At 33.6% G+C, this 18,429-nt stretch carries 13 protein-coding genes and 1 other RNA gene; 6 read left to right on the top strand and 8 right to left on the bottom strand.

The genetic code is table 11. The annotated features are described in order from the left end of the window. Positions 1-153: 153 nt before the first annotated feature. Together RB619_RS09100 and RB619_RS09095 are read left to right on the top strand one after the other, a co-directional pair. The gene (locus RB619_RS09100; protein ID WP_308096592.1) at positions 154-732 is read left to right on the top strand and encodes a DUF4833 domain-containing protein; all 579 of its coding nucleotides are present in this window, start codon (positions 154-156) and stop codon (positions 730-732) included. Between the two features lie 174 nt (positions 733-906). Beyond that, entirely contained in the window at positions 907-1,389 is a 483-nt protein-coding gene (locus RB619_RS09095) for a hypothetical protein (protein ID WP_308096591.1), read from the top strand. A gap of 83 nt (positions 1,390-1,472) precedes the next feature. Here the strand turns inward: RB619_RS09095 and ssrA are convergent. Then, positions 1,473-1,870, bottom strand: a transfer-messenger RNA (tmRNA) gene (gene ssrA / locus RB619_RS09090). Between the two features lie 67 nt (positions 1,871-1,937). Continuing rightward, positions 1,938-3,140, bottom strand: a complete 1,203-nt coding sequence (locus tag RB619_RS09085) for a serine hydrolase domain-containing protein (protein ID WP_308097196.1) — start codon at positions 3,138-3,140, stop codon at positions 1,938-1,940. Between the two features lie 240 nt (positions 3,141-3,380). Here RB619_RS09085 and RB619_RS09080 point away from each other — a divergent pair, with 240 nt between their 5' ends. Then, a complete protein-coding gene (locus RB619_RS09080) occupies positions 3,381-4,589 on the top strand; it encodes an NAD(P)-dependent oxidoreductase (RefSeq protein WP_308096590.1) in 1,209 nt (402 codons plus the stop codon). A 184-nt stretch (positions 4,590-4,773) separates the two neighbouring features. Here the strand turns inward: RB619_RS09080 and fumC are convergent, their stop codons facing one another. From fumC to arsC, 3 genes are all read right to left on the bottom strand, one after another. Further along, on the bottom strand, positions 4,774-6,159 hold the full coding sequence (fumC, locus tag RB619_RS09075; protein WP_308096588.1) for a class II fumarate hydratase: 1,386 nt from the start codon (positions 6,157-6,159) through the stop codon (positions 4,774-4,776). An 833-nt stretch (positions 6,160-6,992) separates the two neighbouring features. Continuing rightward, positions 6,993-9,455 carry an outer membrane beta-barrel family protein gene (locus RB619_RS09070; RefSeq protein WP_308096586.1) on the bottom strand — a complete coding sequence of 821 codons (2,463 nt, stop codon included), beginning with the start codon at positions 9,453-9,455 and terminating at the stop codon, positions 6,993-6,995. A 94-nt stretch (positions 9,456-9,549) separates the two neighbouring features. After that, entirely contained in the window at positions 9,550-9,894 is a 345-nt protein-coding gene (arsC, locus tag RB619_RS09065; protein WP_308096584.1) for an arsenate reductase (glutaredoxin), read from the bottom strand. 112 nt (positions 9,895-10,006) lie between these two features. Between arsC and RB619_RS09060 the strand changes: the two genes are divergently transcribed. Both RB619_RS09060 and RB619_RS09055 read left to right on the top strand, forming a co-directional pair. Next, positions 10,007-10,945: a CPBP family intramembrane glutamic endopeptidase gene (locus RB619_RS09060; protein WP_308096582.1), complete on the top strand. Its 939-nt coding sequence runs from the start codon at positions 10,007-10,009 to the stop codon at positions 10,943-10,945. A gap of 5 nt (positions 10,946-10,950) precedes the next feature. Then, positions 10,951-11,991, top strand: a complete 1,041-nt coding sequence (locus RB619_RS09055) for an AMP-binding protein (protein ID WP_308096580.1) — start codon at positions 10,951-10,953, stop codon at positions 11,989-11,991. Positions 11,992-12,292: 301 nt separating this feature from the next. Here the strand turns inward: RB619_RS09055 and RB619_RS09050 are convergent, their stop codons facing one another. From RB619_RS09050 to RB619_RS09040, 3 genes are all read right to left on the bottom strand, one after another. After that, on the bottom strand, positions 12,293-13,507 hold the full coding sequence (locus tag RB619_RS09050; RefSeq protein WP_308096578.1) for a methyltransferase domain-containing protein: 1,215 nt from the start codon (positions 13,505-13,507) through the stop codon (positions 12,293-12,295). A 146-nt stretch (positions 13,508-13,653) separates the two neighbouring features. Further along, positions 13,654-15,630 carry a KUP/HAK/KT family potassium transporter gene (locus RB619_RS09045; protein WP_308096577.1) on the bottom strand — a complete coding sequence of 659 codons (1,977 nt, stop codon included), beginning with the start codon at positions 15,628-15,630 and terminating at the stop codon, positions 13,654-13,656. 134 nt (positions 15,631-15,764) lie between these two features. Next, positions 15,765-17,054: a hypothetical protein gene (locus tag RB619_RS09040; protein ID WP_308096576.1), complete on the bottom strand. Its 1,290-nt coding sequence runs from the start codon at positions 17,052-17,054 to the stop codon at positions 15,765-15,767. A gap of 237 nt (positions 17,055-17,291) precedes the next feature. On the opposite strand from RB619_RS09040, the gene RB619_RS09035 reads away from it, so the two are divergent. After that, positions 17,292-18,353 (top strand): oxidoreductase, encoded by a 1,062-nt coding sequence (locus RB619_RS09035; protein ID WP_308096575.1) that lies wholly within the window; start codon positions 17,292-17,294, stop codon positions 18,351-18,353. The last annotated feature ends 76 nt before the right edge of the window (positions 18,354-18,429 follow it).

Genomic DNA, 18,429 nt, shown 5'->3' with positions numbered 1-18,429 from the left:
GATGCATAAAAAGAATTTAAAAAGAAACTAGTTTCTAACACATAGTCAACTATGTTTTTTAAAACAAGTGAAACGCCTTTTTTAAGATTCCTAAAATCTATGTTTCTATGTGTTAAAATAATTGCATCCAAAGGTTTACATTAAAAATTTCATATGAATAAATTATCATTTAAATATTTCGCAAAATCACTAATCGTTATAACATTCTTAGTAAATATAATTTCTGGAAATCTTTTGGCACAATCCAAAAATCCATCGCCATTAAATTTTCCAACACCTAAAAATATAGACAATATGTTGTTTTACATTCAGCGAGATCCAAATATAAACACTGCTATTTATGCTATAAATTATCAAGAAAATGGAAAAATAGACAAAAGCAATCCTATAAAAGCATATTGGATTCGGTATGCTGAGAATGGAGAAAAAAAAGATTTTAATTATCTGCAACGCAAATTTGCATACGGAGTAGAAAGTAAAGCCTTAAATAATGAGGAATTTGAACTTCAATTTGTATCGTATAAAAAGTTGTCTTTAACATTGAAAAAGATAGATTCAGATCAAAAATATCATGTTTTTGTAAATTTAAATCAGAAGAAAATACAAGTAGAAAAAATATTTGTGCGCATTGAAGGAGGTTCTTTTTGGTTCCCAAATGTCAAGTATGCCGAAGTTACCGGAATTGATACTTTCTCAAATAAGATTATTACTGAAAGGATGTTTTTGAAATGAGATACTTGGATGAAAAAAAAGCAGAAAACATTAGGTTTTTTACCTTTTTTGTGGGCTTGATGAGATAATTTAAAGATTTTTGATTCATTACTCATGCATTGGAATAAATTTTGTTTTTTTACTTTTATAAAAAAAAGTTGAACGGACACAACATCTTTGCTTTACTAAAAAACTATGAAAAGAAATTTTCTAATAGCCATAATTTTTCTACAGTTATTTAGCTGTCAAAATAAAAGTGTTTCGGTTGCGGATAAACCTGCTTATAAAAATATCGAAAAGACTGTTCCTGAACAAACAATAAAAGTGGAAAAGTATCGTGACAGTAAGCCAGAAGATAATGAAGTTTATAATACAGCCGCAATAGATATTCTACCAAAATACCCTGGTGGTATTGAAAAACTGCATGTTTTTATAAAGAAGAATTATGTTATTCCGGAAGAAATACTTGATGATGAATCTTCTAGAGGCGGAGTTTTTGCAAACTTGACAATTGAAAAAGACGGTAGTTTGTCTGAGGTAAAAATCCTACGTGACATTGGTTACGGTTCAGGAAAAGAATTAGAAAGAGTTTTAAAATTATCCCCAAACTGGATTCCGGCAATGAAAGATGGAAATCCGGTAAGGTGTTTGTATAGTATACCTTATTATATTAAGTAGTTGAATAATAACAAGTTAGCCTCTTACTTTGCTATTTAGATAATATAAAAAAAGGTAGAAAAACATTAAGTTTTTCTACCTTTTTGTGGAGTCGCCGGGAATCGAACCCGGGTCCAAACAAGCAACTAAAGAGCTTTCTACACGCTTATTTCCTGATTAGATTTTCGTTGTTAAGCTAGGCCAGAAACAGCCACCGAACACTTATCTTCTTAATTTTCGAAACCCACCCGAAGCTCATGGATATCTAGGTTTATTTTTACGGTTCCCCTGAACGGAACGCCACAAACCAAGGCTTTCCAGGAGAATCCAGCTTCTCTACCTTGTAGAGACGTGGCGCAATCTTACTATGATTCGGATTATGCAGCTAAAGCGTAATTATTTTCGCCGTGTAAAAGTGTGAGATCTTATATTTACGAGCAAGGTCTCAATGCTCGACGTGCTTACTGTTCAATTCGACTTGCTGTCAAAACCAGTCGACCCCAAAAATTAAGTCTGCAAATTTATACTATTTGAAATTACTTTCTGCTAAAATTTTCAGAAAAATTGTATTATTCTTCGTCCTTGAAATTAAAAGGATAATCTCCAAATATTGGAGCCAGTTTACGCACTGCATAAGTATTTCTGGTCATTTTGTTTGACAGCGCAATAATCGTTACATGCTCTTTCATTAAAGTAATGTACGATGAGGTATTGCCATGCCACCAACCGTTGTGGAAGTAAAAATTCTGTCCCGTTTCCCAGTTAATCATTCTGATTCCTAGGCCATAATTTTTGGTTCCTTTGCGTTCGTTGCTGTAACCTGTATAAACTTGTTTTAATAATGCTGGTTTTAAAAAGTCAGGAGAATTTCTGGCTCTGTCAAATTTTAAAAGATCACGAACAGTAGAAAATACATTTTTATCTCCGTAAACATTATCTAAATAGTCAAAACCAATTTCGGCACCATTACCTTTATAAGAAGGAACAATTGTTTTTCTGTCTTTATCATCATCAAAAACATAAGTATGTTTCATGCCTAATGGTTTGAAAATCATTTCAGACATTGCTTCCTTATATTTTAATCCTGTGATTTTTTCAATAATCAATGCTAACATGGCATAGTTAGTATTACAGTAACCAAAACGTGTTCCGGTTTTTGCTTCCAGACCAATGTTTTTTGTTGCTAAAATATCTAAAATGTCTTTGTTTGTCAACTGATTGTGTCTGTCCCAAACCGATTTGTCGTGATCTGTAAAATAAGCGTAGTTGCGCATTCCTGTGCGGTGGCTCAAAAGCATTCTGATGGTACAATCTTCAAATGGGAATGTTTTCAAAATAGTATTGACCTTTTGATCCAGATCAATTTTGCCGGCATTTACCAATTTTAAAATTGCCGTTGCAGTAAGTACTTTACTCACAGATGCAATTTGCACTGGAGTATCTGCAGTAATTTTAGTTCCTTCGTTTTTGTTTGCGTAGCCGTTGTATCTTTCAAAAATAATCTGTCCGTTTCTTGCTACCAAGAAGCTTCCGTTCATACTATTGTTTGGCCAATTTTTATTGTAAAAGTGGTTAATTCTGCCTTGAACAGAATTTATATACGCTTGGGTAAGTCTTTTTTCTGGGCCTAAAGGCTTCATCTTAGGCAACGTATCTTCTACGGTTGCTGCAGTATCAACACTTGTTTTCTTATCGTTGCCACATGAACTTAAAACTAAAATTAAAAAAAGTATTTGTGGTATCTTTGTCTTTTTAAGGAAACTCATTTTCATCATTCTTTAAAAACAAATATATAGAATTCAATATTTATGTTTTGGATATTTTGAAAAAGCCAACCGGTTGCTTTAACATAATATTAACTAAAATTTTAGTTAGTCGATTGTAAGTCAGCTTTAAACGGTTTTTAAAGATTCTAAATTGTAATTTTTGAAGAAAACTTTAACGAAATTTGTTATATTTGAAACAAATAAGATGTGAAAAGTTATATTATTAAATGCTTTAAACCTATTTAAATGAAATTCGGAATTATAAAAGAAAGAAAAAACCCACCAGATCGACGCGTAGTTTTTGCTCCAGATGAATTGGCAAAACTGAAACAGCAATATCATGACGCTATCGTAGAAGTAGAGAGTTCAGATATTAGGATTTTTTCGGATCTTCAATATAAAAGTATGGGAATTACAGTAACTGATGATGTTTCAGACTGTGATGTTTTATTTGGAGTAAAAGAAGTTCCAGTTGAAAATTTAATTCCAAACAAAGCATATTTCTTTTTTTCTCATACGATTAAAAAACAGCCTCATAATAGAAAATTATTGCAGGCCATTTTAGAAAAAAACATTGATTTATACGACCATGAAACCATTGTAAATGAATTAGATCATCGTTTGATTGGTTTTGGAAAATATGCAGGAATGGTTGGTGTTTATAATGGAATTCGGACTTTCGGACTTAAATTCGAATTGTTTAAACTTCCAAAAGCGGAAACACTTTCAGGAAAAGAAGATTTGATTAAGCATTTAAAGCGCATCACAATGCCAGCCTTAAAATTCGTAGTTACTGGAACCGGAAAAGTAGGGAGTGGTGCCAAGGAAATTTTGGATGCGATTAAAGTGAAAGAAATTACTATTGATAATTATTTGACTAAAAAATATGCTCAAGCTGTTTATGTGCAATTGGATGTTTTAGAATATAACAAACGTATCGACGGACAGGTTTTGGATTTTAAAGATTTTGTAAATCATCCAGAAGAATACGTTTCTGATTTTGAAAAATTCACAAAGGTTTCTGATATTTATTTTGCTGGACATTTTCACGCCAGTGCGGCGCCAATGATTTTGACGAGAGAAATGCTAAATGCAAGCGACTGCAGATTAAAAGTCGTAGCCGATATTTCGTGCGATGTGAATGGTCCAATCGCGTGTACAATTCGTTCGTCAACAATTGCAGATCCTATTTATGGTTATTTTCCGCTAGAAGATAGGGAAGTAGATGTGTTTCATCCGGCAGCGGTTGCAGTTATGGCGGTTGATAATTTGCCATGCGAAATCCCAAAAGATGCCAGTCAAGGTTTTGGAGAACAATTTATGGAGCATGTAATTCCGGCTTTCTTCAACGGAGATAAAGACGGAATTTTAAAACGCGCCAAAATCACAGAAAATGGAAAACTGACCGAAAGATTTAGTTATTTGCAGGATTACGTTGATAATGGTGAATTGTAAATTGTTAATTATTAATTGAAATTCAGATATAATTAATACGTTGTCACCCTGAGCGAAGTCGAAGGGCTTTGGTTAACGTAATGCCCTTCGACTTCGCTCAGGGTGACAGAAAAAAACAAAAGCCTGAAATATAATTTCAGGCTTTTTTAATTTATAATTAACCATTCATAATTAACAATTAAATTTAAACCATTTCTTCCGGTTTTACCCAATCATCAAAATCCTCTGGCGTAACATATCCTAAACGAACCGCTTCCTCTTTTAGAGTTGTTCCGTTTTTGTGAGCGGTTTGAGCGATTTCTGCGGCTTTGTAATACCCAATTTTAGTATTTAAAGCGGTTACAAGCATAAGCGAATTATCTACTAATTCTTTAATACGTTTATGGTTTGGCTCGATTCCCTGCGCGCAATGTTCATCGAATGAAACACAGGCGTCTCCAAGTAAACGTGCCGATTGTAAAAAGTTTGCAGCCATTACAGGTTTAAAAACATTCAATTCATAATGTCCCTGCATACCGCCAACGGCAATTGCCATATCATTTCCAATAACTTGAGCGCAAACCATTGTCAACGCTTCGCATTGTGTTGGGTTTACTTTTCCGGGCATGATGGAAGATCCAGGCTCGTTTTCTGGAATATGAATTTCACCAATTCCGGATCTTGGTCCAGAAGCTAACATTCTCACGTCGTTTGCAATTTTATTCAAGGAAACAGCTAATTGTTTTAGCGCTCCGTGTGTTTCTACGATGGCGTCGTGTGCAGCCAAAGCTTCAAATTTATTTTCAGCTGTTACAAATGGGTGATTGGTGAATTTGGCAATATATTCGGCTACTTTTACGTCGTAGCCTTTTGGGGTGTTTAGGCCGGTTCCTACTGCAGTTCCTCCTAAAGCGATTTCAGATAAATGGGCTAAAGTGTTTTTCAATGCTTTTAGTCCGAAAGCTAATTGTGCGGCGTAACCTGAAATTTCTTGTCCGAGTGTTAAAGGTGTTGCATCCATTAAATGTGTACGGCCAATTTTAACAACGTCTTTAAATTCGGTTGCTTTTTTTACTAAAGTAGCATGAAGTTTTTCAACTCCCGGAATTGTGGTTTCAACAACCATTTTGTAAGCGGCAATATGCATTCCGGTTGGGAAAGTGTCGTTTGATGATTGTGATTTGTTTACGTCATCATTTGCTTTTATAAATTGCTCGCCTTCGCCAATTTCAAAACCTTTTAAAACTTGAGCGCGGTTTGCAATTACTTCATTCACGTTCATATTACTTTGGGTTCCAGAACCGGTCTGCCAAATTACCAGTGGAAACTGATCGTCTAATTTTCCTTCTAGAATTTCATCGCAAACTGCTGCAATTGCATCTCTTTTTTCGATTGGTAAAACGCCTAAATCATAATTAGCAAAAGCGGCAGCTTTTTTTAGATAAGCAAATCCTTCGATAATTTCTTTAGGCATTGAGGCTGCGTTTCCTATTTTAAAATTGTTACGGGAACGTTCTGTCTGCGCACCCCAATATTTATCGGCTGGGACTTGAACTTCGCCCATGGTGTCTTTTTCTATTCTGTATTTCATTGTGTTGTTTGTAAAAAGTTATATGTGAAATGTAAGTTACAATCTTTAGAGGTAAATGGAACGCGGATGACGCTGATTTACTTAGTAAAAACGCTGATTAAAACAGATTTTATTTTAATGCTTGAAATTTCTTCTGAAAATAAGTGTCTTAGCCCTGATGGAAGCGGCATCTCCCGATTTAGAAAAACAAGGCTTTTTAGCCGTAGTTTTTGTTTATCGGGAATACAGCAGACAGCAGGTATCAGCTCCTGAAAACACTCATATTCTTCTTATTTAGATAGTTGAATATTATTCGGAAAAAAATCCTTATTTAAAATGAGTATAAATATACGGATAAATGTTATTTCGTGAAAATTGATTTAGATTTTATTGCCAAGGACGAATATATAACCTACATTTGTCGTAACATTCAAAAATTCCGGAAAACATGTTTGAATTTTCACAGTACTTAGGCTTTTTACTTTTCTTAACCATACTAACTATAGGGTTTTGGTTAATGTTTTTCTTAGTTGGTTTCGTATCTTATTGGGTTACGGGAGCAAGCTGGGAAATGTTCAAAGAAAAGAGAGCTAAAAAAAGACAAGAAGAACAGTCAATTTAATTTTAAATTGATTTCATAAAAAGAACCCTTTTGGGTTCTTTTTTTTTGTGCAAAAAAGAAATTCCAATAAAAAAAATCCAATGCTTTGAGTTTAGAACTTTGTCAAAGTTGGACAGCTAAAGAGATAATTTTGAAATGAAAAATCCCAAATTCCAATTTGAGTTAATCAATTGGGATTTGGGATTTTAAGTAATTGGAGATTGTAATTTTATTTTTGGGAATTTATCCGGTGTTATCCAGGGAATTCTCCTCCGCCTTCGCCTTCATTTCTTGGCTGGGCGTTTTTATCTCTTTCACCTTTTGGCTTGTTGAAACGGTATGTAAACGATAAATTGAATTGACGTTTACGGAACTGCATTTCGCCATATGATGTTTGGCTCTCATTTGTTACATCATTTTGAAGGTACGTGTACGATCTCATGATTCTTGAGTTGAAAATATCACTGATGTTGAAAGCAATTGTAGCTTTGTCTTTTAATACATCTTTGCTGAATGCCGTATTCATACCAAACTGACCTAGGTTTTTACCTTGTGCTGTTTTTTGTTCGCCATTGTAAGTAGCGTTCAATTGCCAGTCAATTTTGTACGGAAGTGTAAGTTTAGAGTTGATTCTTGCAAACCATGTGTTGGCTTGATTGTCAAGATTTTGAACAACAGTATTTCCGTTTACATCAACATAAGTGTTTTCTCCAGTTGTTTTTACGTTGTAAAGGTTGAAGTTACTGTTTACTCTCCATATTTTGAATGGTGTATAGTTCAATGTAAACTCAAAACCAAATTTTTGCTCTTTTCCTAAGTTGATTGGTCGGCTTAAAATAACCGGGATTCCGTTTACTTCATTACCGTTTGGAGTTCGAACAAAGCTGAAAACGTCTTTAGTATCTTCAAAATAAGCCGAAGTATTAAATGTTAATTTAGTCCAACGTTTGATGTAGCCTACATCATATTTATCAGTCAAAGATGGATCTAAGTCTGGATTTCCTTGAAAAATATTAACGTTACTTGAGTAGTTTACCGCAGGGTTCATGAAACGACCTCTTGGTCTTGTTAAACGTTTACTGTAGCTTGCTGTAAAATTACTTTGATCTGAAATTTCATAACTAATAAATGCACTTGGAAACAAGTTATTGTATTTTTTAGTGTTGAAATCGCTGTTGTCCAATAAGTTTACTTGGATATTTGTGTCTTCCCAACGTAAACCAAATAAATAAGAAAATTTATTTACTTTGAAACCGTATTGCGTGTACAATGCGTTGATGTTTTCTTTGTATTCTAATGTGTTTGATAAATTAGGATCTTTTATACCTGCATTATCTGTAACAAAATATTCGTTATTTAAGTCGCTAAAACTTCCTTTATATCCTGCTTCAAACTGACTTCCTTTTCCTAATGGCAAAACATAGTCTGCTTGCAATTGAACTTGCTTTTGTACCTGATTATTTAAAGTATTATTAAAATTTGGAGAAGCAGTAATAACACTATTGCTGTCGTCTGTATTTCTTGAAATAGATAAGTCAGCCGTAAGTTTATGACCTTTGTCGTTGAAATTTTTAATCAAGTTTGAAGTATATTCAACGTTCTCGCTTGATGTATCGCCATTATTTAAACGGAAAGAAGTTCCAGTAAAATTATGAGCAGCATCAAAATTATTATAGTTGATTAAATCTGTCGTATTTCCAGAATTGTTTTGGTAATTAATGGCGTTTGTCCAGAAAGTATTTTTTCCAACAGTCCATTCGATACCAGCTCTTCCGTTAAATCCGTCTGATTCTCTTTTTGTATCACGATCTTCGTCAAGGAATCCTTTTGGAGTTCCATCCGCATTCCAGTATGAAGTGTTTGTTAAACCTCCACCTTCATTTGTTCTGTGGTTGTACCCTAAAGTCGTGAAGTAGTTTAATTTTTCTGTTTTATAATTTAAATTTCCAGTTAAACCATATGTTTCAGGAATACCTGTTGAAGCAATAAAAGTTCCGTTAAAACCTTGGTTTTTACCTTTTTTCAAGATGATATTAATGATTCCAGATCCACCTTCGGCATCATAACGCGCTGATGGATTTGTAATAACTTCAACTTTATCAATAGCATCTGCCGGAAGCTGGCGTAAAGCTTCTGCAACGTTAATTGCTTGAGAAGGTCTTCCGTCAATTAAAATACGGATATTATCACTTCCTCTTAAACTCACATTTCCTTCTGTATCAACAGAAACAGATGGTACGTTGTCAAGAACATCGCTTACAGTTCCTCCTTTTACCATCATATCCTGACCAACATTGTACACTTTTTTGTCCAATTTGATTTCAACAGATGATTTTTCGGCACGAACTACAACTTCGCTTAATTGTGCTGCATCTTCAGATAAATTGACAACACCTAAATTAGTATCGCCAGAAATGTTTTTTCCTTTGATTTCAGTAGATTTAAATGAAATAAATTCAACTCTTATATCATAAGTTCCAGGTGCTACTGCAACTTCAAATTCACCTTTTGGGTTGGTGATACCACCGGCAACAACTTTAGTATCGTTTGGTGCCATAAGTGATATAGTAGCATATTCAAGTGGCTGTTTACTAACTTTTTCTAAAACTTTTCCAGTAACTTTTACCTTGTTTTTACCAGGAGGCGCCTGTTGTGCATAGTTGTAAAAACTTGTAAAAAAAAGAACAAGCAGTACAGCAAATTTGATTTTCTTCATTTTATTTTTGGTTTCATTTACTCTTTAGACGCTAAATGTACCTTTAGGTTTAAAGAGTAAAATCACAAAAAAATGTTAATTCATCCTTTTTTAATTATCCAAGGAAATCGGCAACTAAATCAAGATCTCTTCCAATAATCGCTTTTCCATCTTTAATAACGATTGGGCGTTCGATTAAAATTGGATTTTCGACCATTGCCTGAATAATTTCGTCGTCATTTAAGTCTTTTCCTTTGAAATTTTCGATCCAGATCGTTTCTTTAATTCGGACCAATTGAAGTGGTTTTAAATTCAGTTTTGCAAGAAGCTCTTTTAATTCTGTAAAACTTGGTGTATCAGTTAAATACGGAATAATTTCATATTCTTGTTTTGACTGATCAATAAAAGCCAAGCAGTTTCTTGATTTTCCGCAACGCGGATTATGATAAATTTGTATCATTTTGTTATATTTAATATGTTGTAAGAAGATTACGCGAAAAATAGGTATTTTCGCAGTACCAAAATTACTATTTAGTTAGTAAACTGAATTCTCATTTTAAAATTATATGTAAATGTTTTTAGAACAAGGAATTAAACCTCACAATAAATTTTTTCTGTATCTAATTGGGTCAGTCATTATTATAATCACTTCGTTTATTGGCCAAATTCCGCTTTCTGTGGCGGTTCTTTATTCGAGTTTCAAAAATAAAACCGAAGTGCCAACTGATAATGATGGCGTTTTAAAAGTATTTGAGCCTAATCTCACGTTATTTCTGGTAATGATTTCTTTTGTTTTTGCATTTGTTGGAGTTTATTTGGTTGTAAAATATCTTCATAAGCAAACGCTTTTATCAGTTACAACAGCACGAAGAAAAGTAGATTGGAACCGAATTTTATTTTCATTTCTAATCTGGGTTGTTTTTTCAGTTTTAAGTTTTTGGGCTGTTTATTTAAAAGATCCGGAAAAATTTGTTTGGAATTTTAAGTTGGTTCCTTTTTTGATTTTGGTTGTAATAGGATCTTTGCTTATTCCTATCCAGACCAGCACAGAAGAATATGTTTTTAGAGGATATTTAATGCAGGGTTTTGCAAATTTGGCCAAAAATAGATGGTTTCCTTTGCTGATGACTTCGCTTATTTTTGGATCCATGCATGTCTTTAATCCCGAAGTGGCAAAAATGGGCTACATAGTTATGGTTTATTACATAGGCACCGGCTTGTTTTTAGGTATTATTACGCTGATGGATGAAGGAATTGAATTGGCACTTGGTTTTCATGCAGCCAATAATTTGACCGGCGCTTTGCTGGTTACGTCAGACTGGACTGTTTTTCAGACACATTCTATTTTTAAAGATATGTCTGAGCCTTCGGCGGGGCTTGATGTAATACTGCCGGTTGTTATCGTTTATCCAATTTTGCTTTTTATTTTCAGTAAAAAATACAAATGGACAAATTGGAAAGAAAAATTGACGGGTGAAATAAATGTTGAATTATATAAATCTTCAAATTAACAATCATGTTACAGTTAACTCATAAAAACGTACATAATTATTTTAAAATCAACGGATACCATTTAAATGCAAAAGATTTATGCCGTGTTGGATATAGCTTTATAAAAGAAGGCGATGCGTATGAACGTGCAATAGGTGAATTTTTTCTAGATTGGTTTGATAATAAAGAGTATATCGAAATGACAACTTCTGGAACAACTGGACTTCCAAAATTAGTCAGATTAGAAAAACAAGCCATGATTCAGTCGGCTTTGGCAACTGGTGATTTTTTTGGTTTAGAGCCGGGTGACAGGGCTTTATTGTGTTTGCCAACACAATTTATTGCCGGAAAAATGATGTTGGTAAGAAGTTTGATTTTAGGACTTGATATTGATGTAAAAGCGCCAAGCACTGAGCCTTTAGCTTTTAATTCTAATGAATATGATTTTGTTGCGATGGTTCCTTTACAGGTTCAGAATTCGATCGATAAGCTGAAAAATGTTAAGAAATTAATTATTGGCGGAGCAAAAATTGATTCGGCGCTTGAAGCAGAATTATTAAAGCTAAATGGAGAAATATACGAAACGTATGGAATGACGGAAACGATAACGCATATTGCTGCTAAAAAAGTAGGCGAAAGTGCGTTCTCAATTTTGCCAAATGTAAAAATTGAAAAAGATGACCGTGGTTGCCTTGTCATTTATGTTTCATCTATTTCAGAAGAACCAATTGTTACCAATGATCTAGTTGAATTGATCAATGACAAACAATTTGTTTTTTTAGGAAGAATTGACAATGTAATCAATAGTGGAGGGGTAAAGCTTATTCCTGAACAGATTGAATCAAAATTAGTTGGAAAAATCTCAAACCGTTTTTTTGTGACGGGAGTTCCAGATTCTCTTTTAGGCGAAAAACTAATTTTGGTTATTGAAGGTGAAAAGCAAGAGTTTGCACCTGACTTTTTTGATGTTCTAGGAAAGTTTGAAAAACCAAAAGAAATTGTTTTTGTTCCAAAATTCAAAGAAAATGAAAATGGAAAATTATTACGTAAGCCAAGTTTAGATTAAGAGATATTCCAAGAGAAATTCCAAAAAAGAAATCCCAAATTCCAATAATTCAGATTGGGATTTGGGATTTTTTTGCGTTAAACAGTTTAGTCCCTACGGGGCAAATATTTGTTGTGGATTAATTTTTTCTACCAATATTGCATCTCTACGAGATACTCCGTTAGGAGTAAAATATTGGTAGAAAAAAATATACATGAATAATAATATCCCGTAGGGACTATATATAAAGAGTTTAAATGAAAAAATCCCAAATTCCATTTCAAAATTGGAATTTGGGATTTTAATATATTGGAATTTAATCTTATTTCTTTCTTTCCAAAAGTGCCATATAGAATCCGTCAAAACCAGATTCAGATGCTAGCATTTTTCTATCTTCAACAAAAGTAAATTGTTTTCCAATTTCTGTTTTTAAGAATTTTTCTACTTGTTCTTGATTTTCAGAAGGTAAAACAGAACAAGTTGCGTAAACTAATTTTCCGCCTGGTTTTACAATTTTAGAATAGTTTTCTAAAACTTCACTCTGAACTTTACGAATGTTGTCGATAAACTCAGGTTGTAATTTCCATTTAGAATCTGGATTTCTTTTCAAAACTCCAAGTCCGCTACAAGGTGCGTCAATTAATACACGATCAGCTTTTTCGTGTAATTTTTTGATCACTTTTGTGCTGTCGATAATACGGTATTCAATGTTGAAAGCTCCATTTCTTTTCGCTCTCAATTTTAATTGCTTCAATTTGCTTTCGTATAAATCCATTGCAATCAATTGGCCTTTGTTTTCCATCAACGAAGCCATGTGCAATGTTTTTCCTCCAGCTCCTGCACATGTATCAACAACGCGCATTCCAGGTTTTACGTCAAGAAATCCTGCAACTAATTGTGAATTGGCATCCTGAACTTCAAACAAACCTTCTTTAAAAGCATCTGTTAAGAATACGTTTGCTCTTTCTTTTAAAACTAAAGCTTCAGGCTGATCTTTTAAATATTCTGTTTCAATATTTAAATCCATCAACTTGTTTCTTAAGTCTTCTTTAGTTCCTTTAAGTGTGTTAGTTCTTAAAATAACTTTTGCCGGCTGATTTTGAGCCGTGATTTCTTTTGCCCAAACTTTTTCACCAAGTTCTTTTACGCCCAATTCGTCCATCCAGTCTGGAATAGATTCTTTTAAAGCTCTAACTTTTGAAAGCTCGTCAAAACGACCTTTTATTTTTCTTTCAGGAGTTCCTTCTAATTGTCTCCAATCAGGGATTGGGTATCCTCTTAAAACAGCCCAAACCGCAAACATTCTCCATAAATTATCTCTGTCGTATGGCTCCTTTACTTCGGCAATTTCCGAATAAAGACGTTTCCAACGAACAATTTCATATATTGTTTCAGCAACAAACTTCCTGTCAGAACTTCCCCAACGTTTGTCTTTTTTTAAGGCTCTGGCTACCACTTTATCTGCATATTCTCCTTCATTGAAAATTGCATTTAAAGAGTCGATGGTAGTATAAACTAAATTTCTGTGTAATCTCATTTTAATAATTTGAGTTGCAAAGGTACTATTAATTGATTGAAAGTTAAATTTTTAATTCTGATTGTTGATTTGACTTTCATTTAAAAAGAAAAAAAACACTCTGATAAAGTTTTAAAAGAGTGTTTTTTAGAAATATTTTATAAAAATTAATTTTTTATAATTCGGGTCAATCCAATGTTTTCTGGAGCGTGAAGCACCATTGGGAATTTCTCTATTTTAACAGAACTACTGTCTAAACCGAAAGCTCTTTCTTCAGATAAACTCAGTTTTTTGATAAAGAAATAAGAGTTCATAATAATATTTTCATGCCATCTTAAATCATTGTCGTTTGATAAGAATTTCTCAGACAATACAAATTTAAAGTCACCAATAATATTGTTTTTGTTTAATGATTCATAACGGCTGGTAATATCTACTTCTCCGCGTTTCACCATATCACGAATTACTTCTCTGAACATTAGATTGATTTTAGTAGGCTCTCTAAAACCTAAGTTAAAATCGATTCTGTAAATATCATCTCTTGCGATCTCAGTAACTTTATATTCTGTTTTATAAGGCTCAGTTAGAATATTAACGTGTACAAACCAGTAAATATCGGCTCTTTTTGGACGTTTTTGTAAAATTGAATAAATTACTTTTTCCTCTAGTTCGTCAACACGGTTTGCGTTTGTCATATAAACTAAATGTGTTGCATATTTAGGAATTGATAAATCTTGGCTTAATTCTACTAATACCTTTTTATAGTCGTCAATTTTGATGATTTTAGTATAGCTTTTGTTGATTTTCTTAGCCAAATACCAAATCGTCATAATTGAAATCAACAGAATTGCAATAATCAAAGTTACATAACCTCCTTCGGCAAATTTTGTAATATTGGCAAAAAGGAAACTGAATTCGATCAATAAATAAATTGTGATCAACGGTACCATAAAGTACAGTTTTACACGCTTCATGATCAAATAGTAATTCAGCAAAATTGTGGTCATGATCATACATAAAATAATGGCAAGACCATAAGCATGCTCCATATTTCCTGATTTTTCGAAGTGCAATACAATTCCAACACATCCAAAAAACAACAACCAGTTAATTGACGGGATGTATAATTGCCCCTTAACTTCTGTAGGATATTTGATTTTTACTTTTGGCCAGAAATTCAAGCGCATTGCTTCGTTGATCAAAGTAAATGAACCACTAATTAAGGCTTGTGAAGCAATTACAGCTGCTAAAGTTGCTACTACAATTCCGAATGGAAGAAACCAGTGAGGCATGATCAAGTAAAATGGGTTTCCATTTTCTCCGCCTAATTGCTGTAATGTGCTTCCTTCATGGTGTGTTAAATAAGCAGCTTGACCAAAGTAGTTTAATACTAAAGTTGCTTTTACAAAAATCCAGCTAATACGAATGTTTTTTCTTCCGCAGTGTCCCATATCTGAGTACAAAGCTTCAGCTCCCGTTGTACAAAGGAATACAAAGCCAAGAACAAAAAATCCGTCAGGATGTATAGATAATAAATGGTAAGCGTAATAAGGATTTACTGCTTTGATAACTTCTGGATAGTGAAAAATCTGAATAGCTCCTAAAGTTCCTAGCATCGCAAACCAAATCAACATCATTGGTGCGAAAAACTTTCCAACTAATTTTGTTCCAAATTGCTGGATCGTAAATAAGACGAAAAGAATTGCAATTACAATCGAAATAATAGTCTTCGTTTCCATCGTAGGATAGAAAGCCCGAATTCCTTCAACTGCAGATGAAATCGAGATGGGCGGGGTTATGATTCCGTCAGCTAAAAGCGCACTTCCCCCAATAATGGCGGGCACAATGAGCCACTGAATTTTTGTTTTTTTAACTAAAGCATAAAGAGCAAAAATTCCACCTTCACCATGATTGTCAGCACTTAAAGTAATAAGTACATATTTTATTGTAGTTTGAAGAGTAAGAGTCCAAAAAACACATGAAATACCTCCTAAAACAATATCCGAATTTATCGCGTACTCACCAAGAATGGCTTTCATTACATACAATGGAGAGGTACCAATATCTCCATAAATAATTCCTAATGTGATCAATAGACCACCTATAGACAACTTACTATGTAAGTTTTTATGCGCTGCGCTCATGTTTGATTTTATAAAAGACGGTTGCAAATTTACTGTTTTAAAACAAATTAGCGGCAATTATAATTAAAAAGATAAAAAAAAGCACAATCCCCAAATTGTGCTTTTAATTTTAATAAAAATTGAAATATCTTAAATTATCCTCTTCTTCCGCCTCCTCTAGAATTTGAACCGCTTTCTCTTTGTGGCTGATTACTTCTAGATTCTTGGCTTACACGCGGAGATTCAGAACTTTGTGGGCTTTGTGGTCTTGCGCTGTAAGATCTATTTTCATTATTTCCTCTGTTTTCAGAGTAGCTTCTTGACGGCTGCGCTTGTTGAGCAGGAGCAGTTCTTTCATTGCTTGATCTATTCATTGGGTTTCCTCTGTTTTCAGAATAACTTCTAGAAGGAGTATTATTTTGTGATGCCGCTCGGTCTGCATAGTTTCTGTTTTCTGAGCTTTCTCTTGGAACAGAAACTGCATTATTATTTCTGTTGTAATCTGGTCTTGAAGGTGCAGCAACAGGCATGTTGTTTTCTCTGTTGTTTACTGTTGGACGGCTTGTATTGCTATAGTTTCTATCATTTGTTCTGTTTGCAGTATTACTTCTGTCTGAAACTCTATTTTCTCCATATTGAGGTCTTCCAGCGCTTGATCTGATTGGATTGTTGTTGTTTTGCGAAGTGTTATAGTTTCTGCTTGCTACTCTTCTTTGGTCCAAATCATATCTATTGCTTACATTATTATGTCTGTCTGCAAAACTGTTGTTAGGTCTCATTCTTTCGTAGCCATAAGTACGTCTAGATTCGTAAAGGACTGGAGCTCTGTAGCTTCTTCTATAGTTAACATAGTTATAGCTATTGTGAACATTGATACATACATTTACATTGTTTCTGTATCGGTAAACCGGATAAGGTCTCCATGCAGTGTAATATGTTGGATAATATCCCCAGTACCAAGTTGAGCAGTAAGGTCTGTAATTTGTAACCCAAAATGAACTATAGATTACCGGAACAACATTATAAACAGGCTCATAGATATAGTTTGCACCATACAAATAAGTATTGCCGACAACCTGTACACTTACTTTATTGTAATTGTCTCTCTCTACATCGATTGTTGCAATGTCCTGAAAAACATCGCGATCTAAAACAGCTTGAATAATTACAACGTGAGTTCTGTTTTCTACAGATTCAATTACGCGTAAGTAATCAACTTCATCATCTCCATTTAAGTCAAGATTTGATATTTGATATTTTGGGTCATTTAATCTTCTTTCAAAATCTTGAAGATTTGCTGATTCCCCAAACATAGATGCAACGGCTCTTAAGTCTAAGTTGTCGCTGATATCTGAGTTTTTTGCATAAACAGTAGTTTGACTTTGTGCTGTACAAGAACTAAGTCCTATGGTTATTAATGCTAGTATAAGTAGTTTCGCTTTCATGGCAAATAGTATTAAAAAATTAATTATTGTGGAATATCCAATTACTGTGCCAAAAAAGAAACTGTAAAGCTTGTTTAGTCTAAGTGTTTGGTTTTTAGAAAATTGTAGTTTATTGGTTTGTTTTTAATTTTGATTTTGCAAAAAAGGCTGTTAAAAAGATTATTATCAAAAAAAACAAAAGCTATTTTATATGTTATAAATAATTGTATTTTAGCAACAACTAAAATCTTAACCTACATGAGAAAATTAATATTATTTTTTAGTTTATTTGTTTTATTGGTGTCCTTTAAAGCGTTGAAAAATAATGAGAAAGGGCCAGTAGCAGGAGGCTTTGTTTCAATGCAGACCGAAGTTTTATTTCAGGATAAAATTAGTATTCGAGCCATTACAATTGACAATAATAAAGTATGGTATGGCGCCGATAATTCTCGTTTTGGATGTTTTGATTTAGATAAGAGAGAAAAATTTGAAGATCATATTTATCGTGATACGCTTAATTTAGAGTTTAGAAGCATTGCACAAAATGATAAAAGTGTGTTTTTATTGAGCGTTGCAAATCCTGCTTTGTTATATCAAGTTGATAAAAAAACGAGAAAAGTAAAATTAGTTTATAAAGAAGTAAATTCCAAAGTGTTTTACGACAGTATGCAATTTTGGAATGATAAAGAAGGAATCGCAATTGGCGATCCTACAGAAGATACTTTTTCGATAATAGTGACTCGTGATGGCGGTGAAACATGGACAAAATTATTATCGGATAAATTGCCTACAAATACCCAAGGCGAAGCTGCTTTTGCCGCAAGTAATACTAATATTGTAATTAAAGGAAATGATACTTGGCTGGTTTCTGGCGGAAAAAAATCACGTGTTTTTTATTCTCCTGATAAAGCCAAAACTTGGAAAGTTGTTGATACGCCTATAACTCAAGGCAAAGCAATGACGGGAATTTTTACAGCCGATTTTTATGATGCAAAACACGGATTTGCTGCAGGAGGTGATTATGAATATCCGGAGAAAAACTCAGACAATAAAATTTGTACTAAAGACGGAGGAAAAACTTGGGAATTAGTTGGACAGAATCAAGGTTTTGGATATGCTTCATGTATTCAGTACGTTCCGGGAAGTAATGCTAGAGAATTGGTTTGTGTTGGCTCTTCAGGGATTCAGTATTCTCAGGATGGAGGCGCAACGTGGAAACAGTTGTCAGATGATTCTAAACTTTTTACCATTCGATTCATTAATAAAAATACTGCGATCGCTGCAGGTTACAATAAATTAATCCGAATCACTTTTATATAGTCAGATCAGATTTTTAAAAATAACAAACCCCCTAAATAATAAAGTAAGTATTATTATATAGGGGGTTTGTCGCTGT

Origin of the sequence: Flavobacterium sp. LHD-80 (genome assembly GCF_030929605.1) — a bacterium.
GTDB lineage: Bacteria > Bacteroidota > Bacteroidia > Flavobacteriales > Flavobacteriaceae > Flavobacterium.
Note: the sequence above shows the minus strand (reverse complement) of the source record. Positions and strands in the feature narration are given on the sequence as shown.

Bases quoted from the DNA above. Each gene is read 5' to 3' on its own strand.
- RB619_RS09035 (WP_308096575.1), top strand. From the start codon at position 17,292: ATGAGAAAATTAATATTATTTTTTAGTTTATTTGTTTTATTGGTGTCC.
- RB619_RS09095 (WP_308096591.1), top strand. From the start codon at position 907: ATGAAAAGAAATTTTCTAATAGCCATAATTTTTCTACAGTTATTTAGC.
- RB619_RS09050 (WP_308096578.1), bottom strand. From the start codon at position 13,507: ATGAGATTACACAGAAATTTAGTTTATACTACCATCGACTCTTTAAAT.
- RB619_RS09080 (WP_308096590.1), top strand. From the start codon at position 3,381: ATGAAATTCGGAATTATAAAAGAAAGAAAAAACCCACCAGATCGACGC.
- fumC (WP_308096588.1), bottom strand. From the start codon at position 6,159: ATGAAATACAGAATAGAAAAAGACACCATGGGCGAAGTTCAAGTCCCA.
- RB619_RS09045 (WP_308096577.1), bottom strand. From the start codon at position 15,630: ATGAGCGCAGCGCATAAAAACTTACATAGTAAGTTGTCTATAGGTGGT.
- RB619_RS09040 (WP_308096576.1), bottom strand. From the start codon at position 17,054: ATGAAAGCGAAACTACTTATACTAGCATTAATAACCATAGGACTTAGT.
- arsC (WP_308096584.1), bottom strand. From the start codon at position 9,894: ATGATACAAATTTATCATAATCCGCGTTGCGGAAAATCAAGAAACTGC.
- RB619_RS09100 (WP_308096592.1), top strand. From the start codon at position 154: ATGAATAAATTATCATTTAAATATTTCGCAAAATCACTAATCGTTATA.
- RB619_RS09085 (WP_308097196.1), bottom strand. From the start codon at position 3,140: ATGAAAATGAGTTTCCTTAAAAAGACAAAGATACCACAAATACTTTTT.
- RB619_RS09070 (WP_308096586.1), bottom strand. From the start codon at position 9,455: ATGAAGAAAATCAAATTTGCTGTACTGCTTGTTCTTTTTTTTACAAGT.
- RB619_RS09055 (WP_308096580.1), top strand. From the start codon at position 10,951: ATGTTACAGTTAACTCATAAAAACGTACATAATTATTTTAAAATCAAC.
- RB619_RS09060 (WP_308096582.1), top strand. From the start codon at position 10,007: ATGTTTTTAGAACAAGGAATTAAACCTCACAATAAATTTTTTCTGTAT.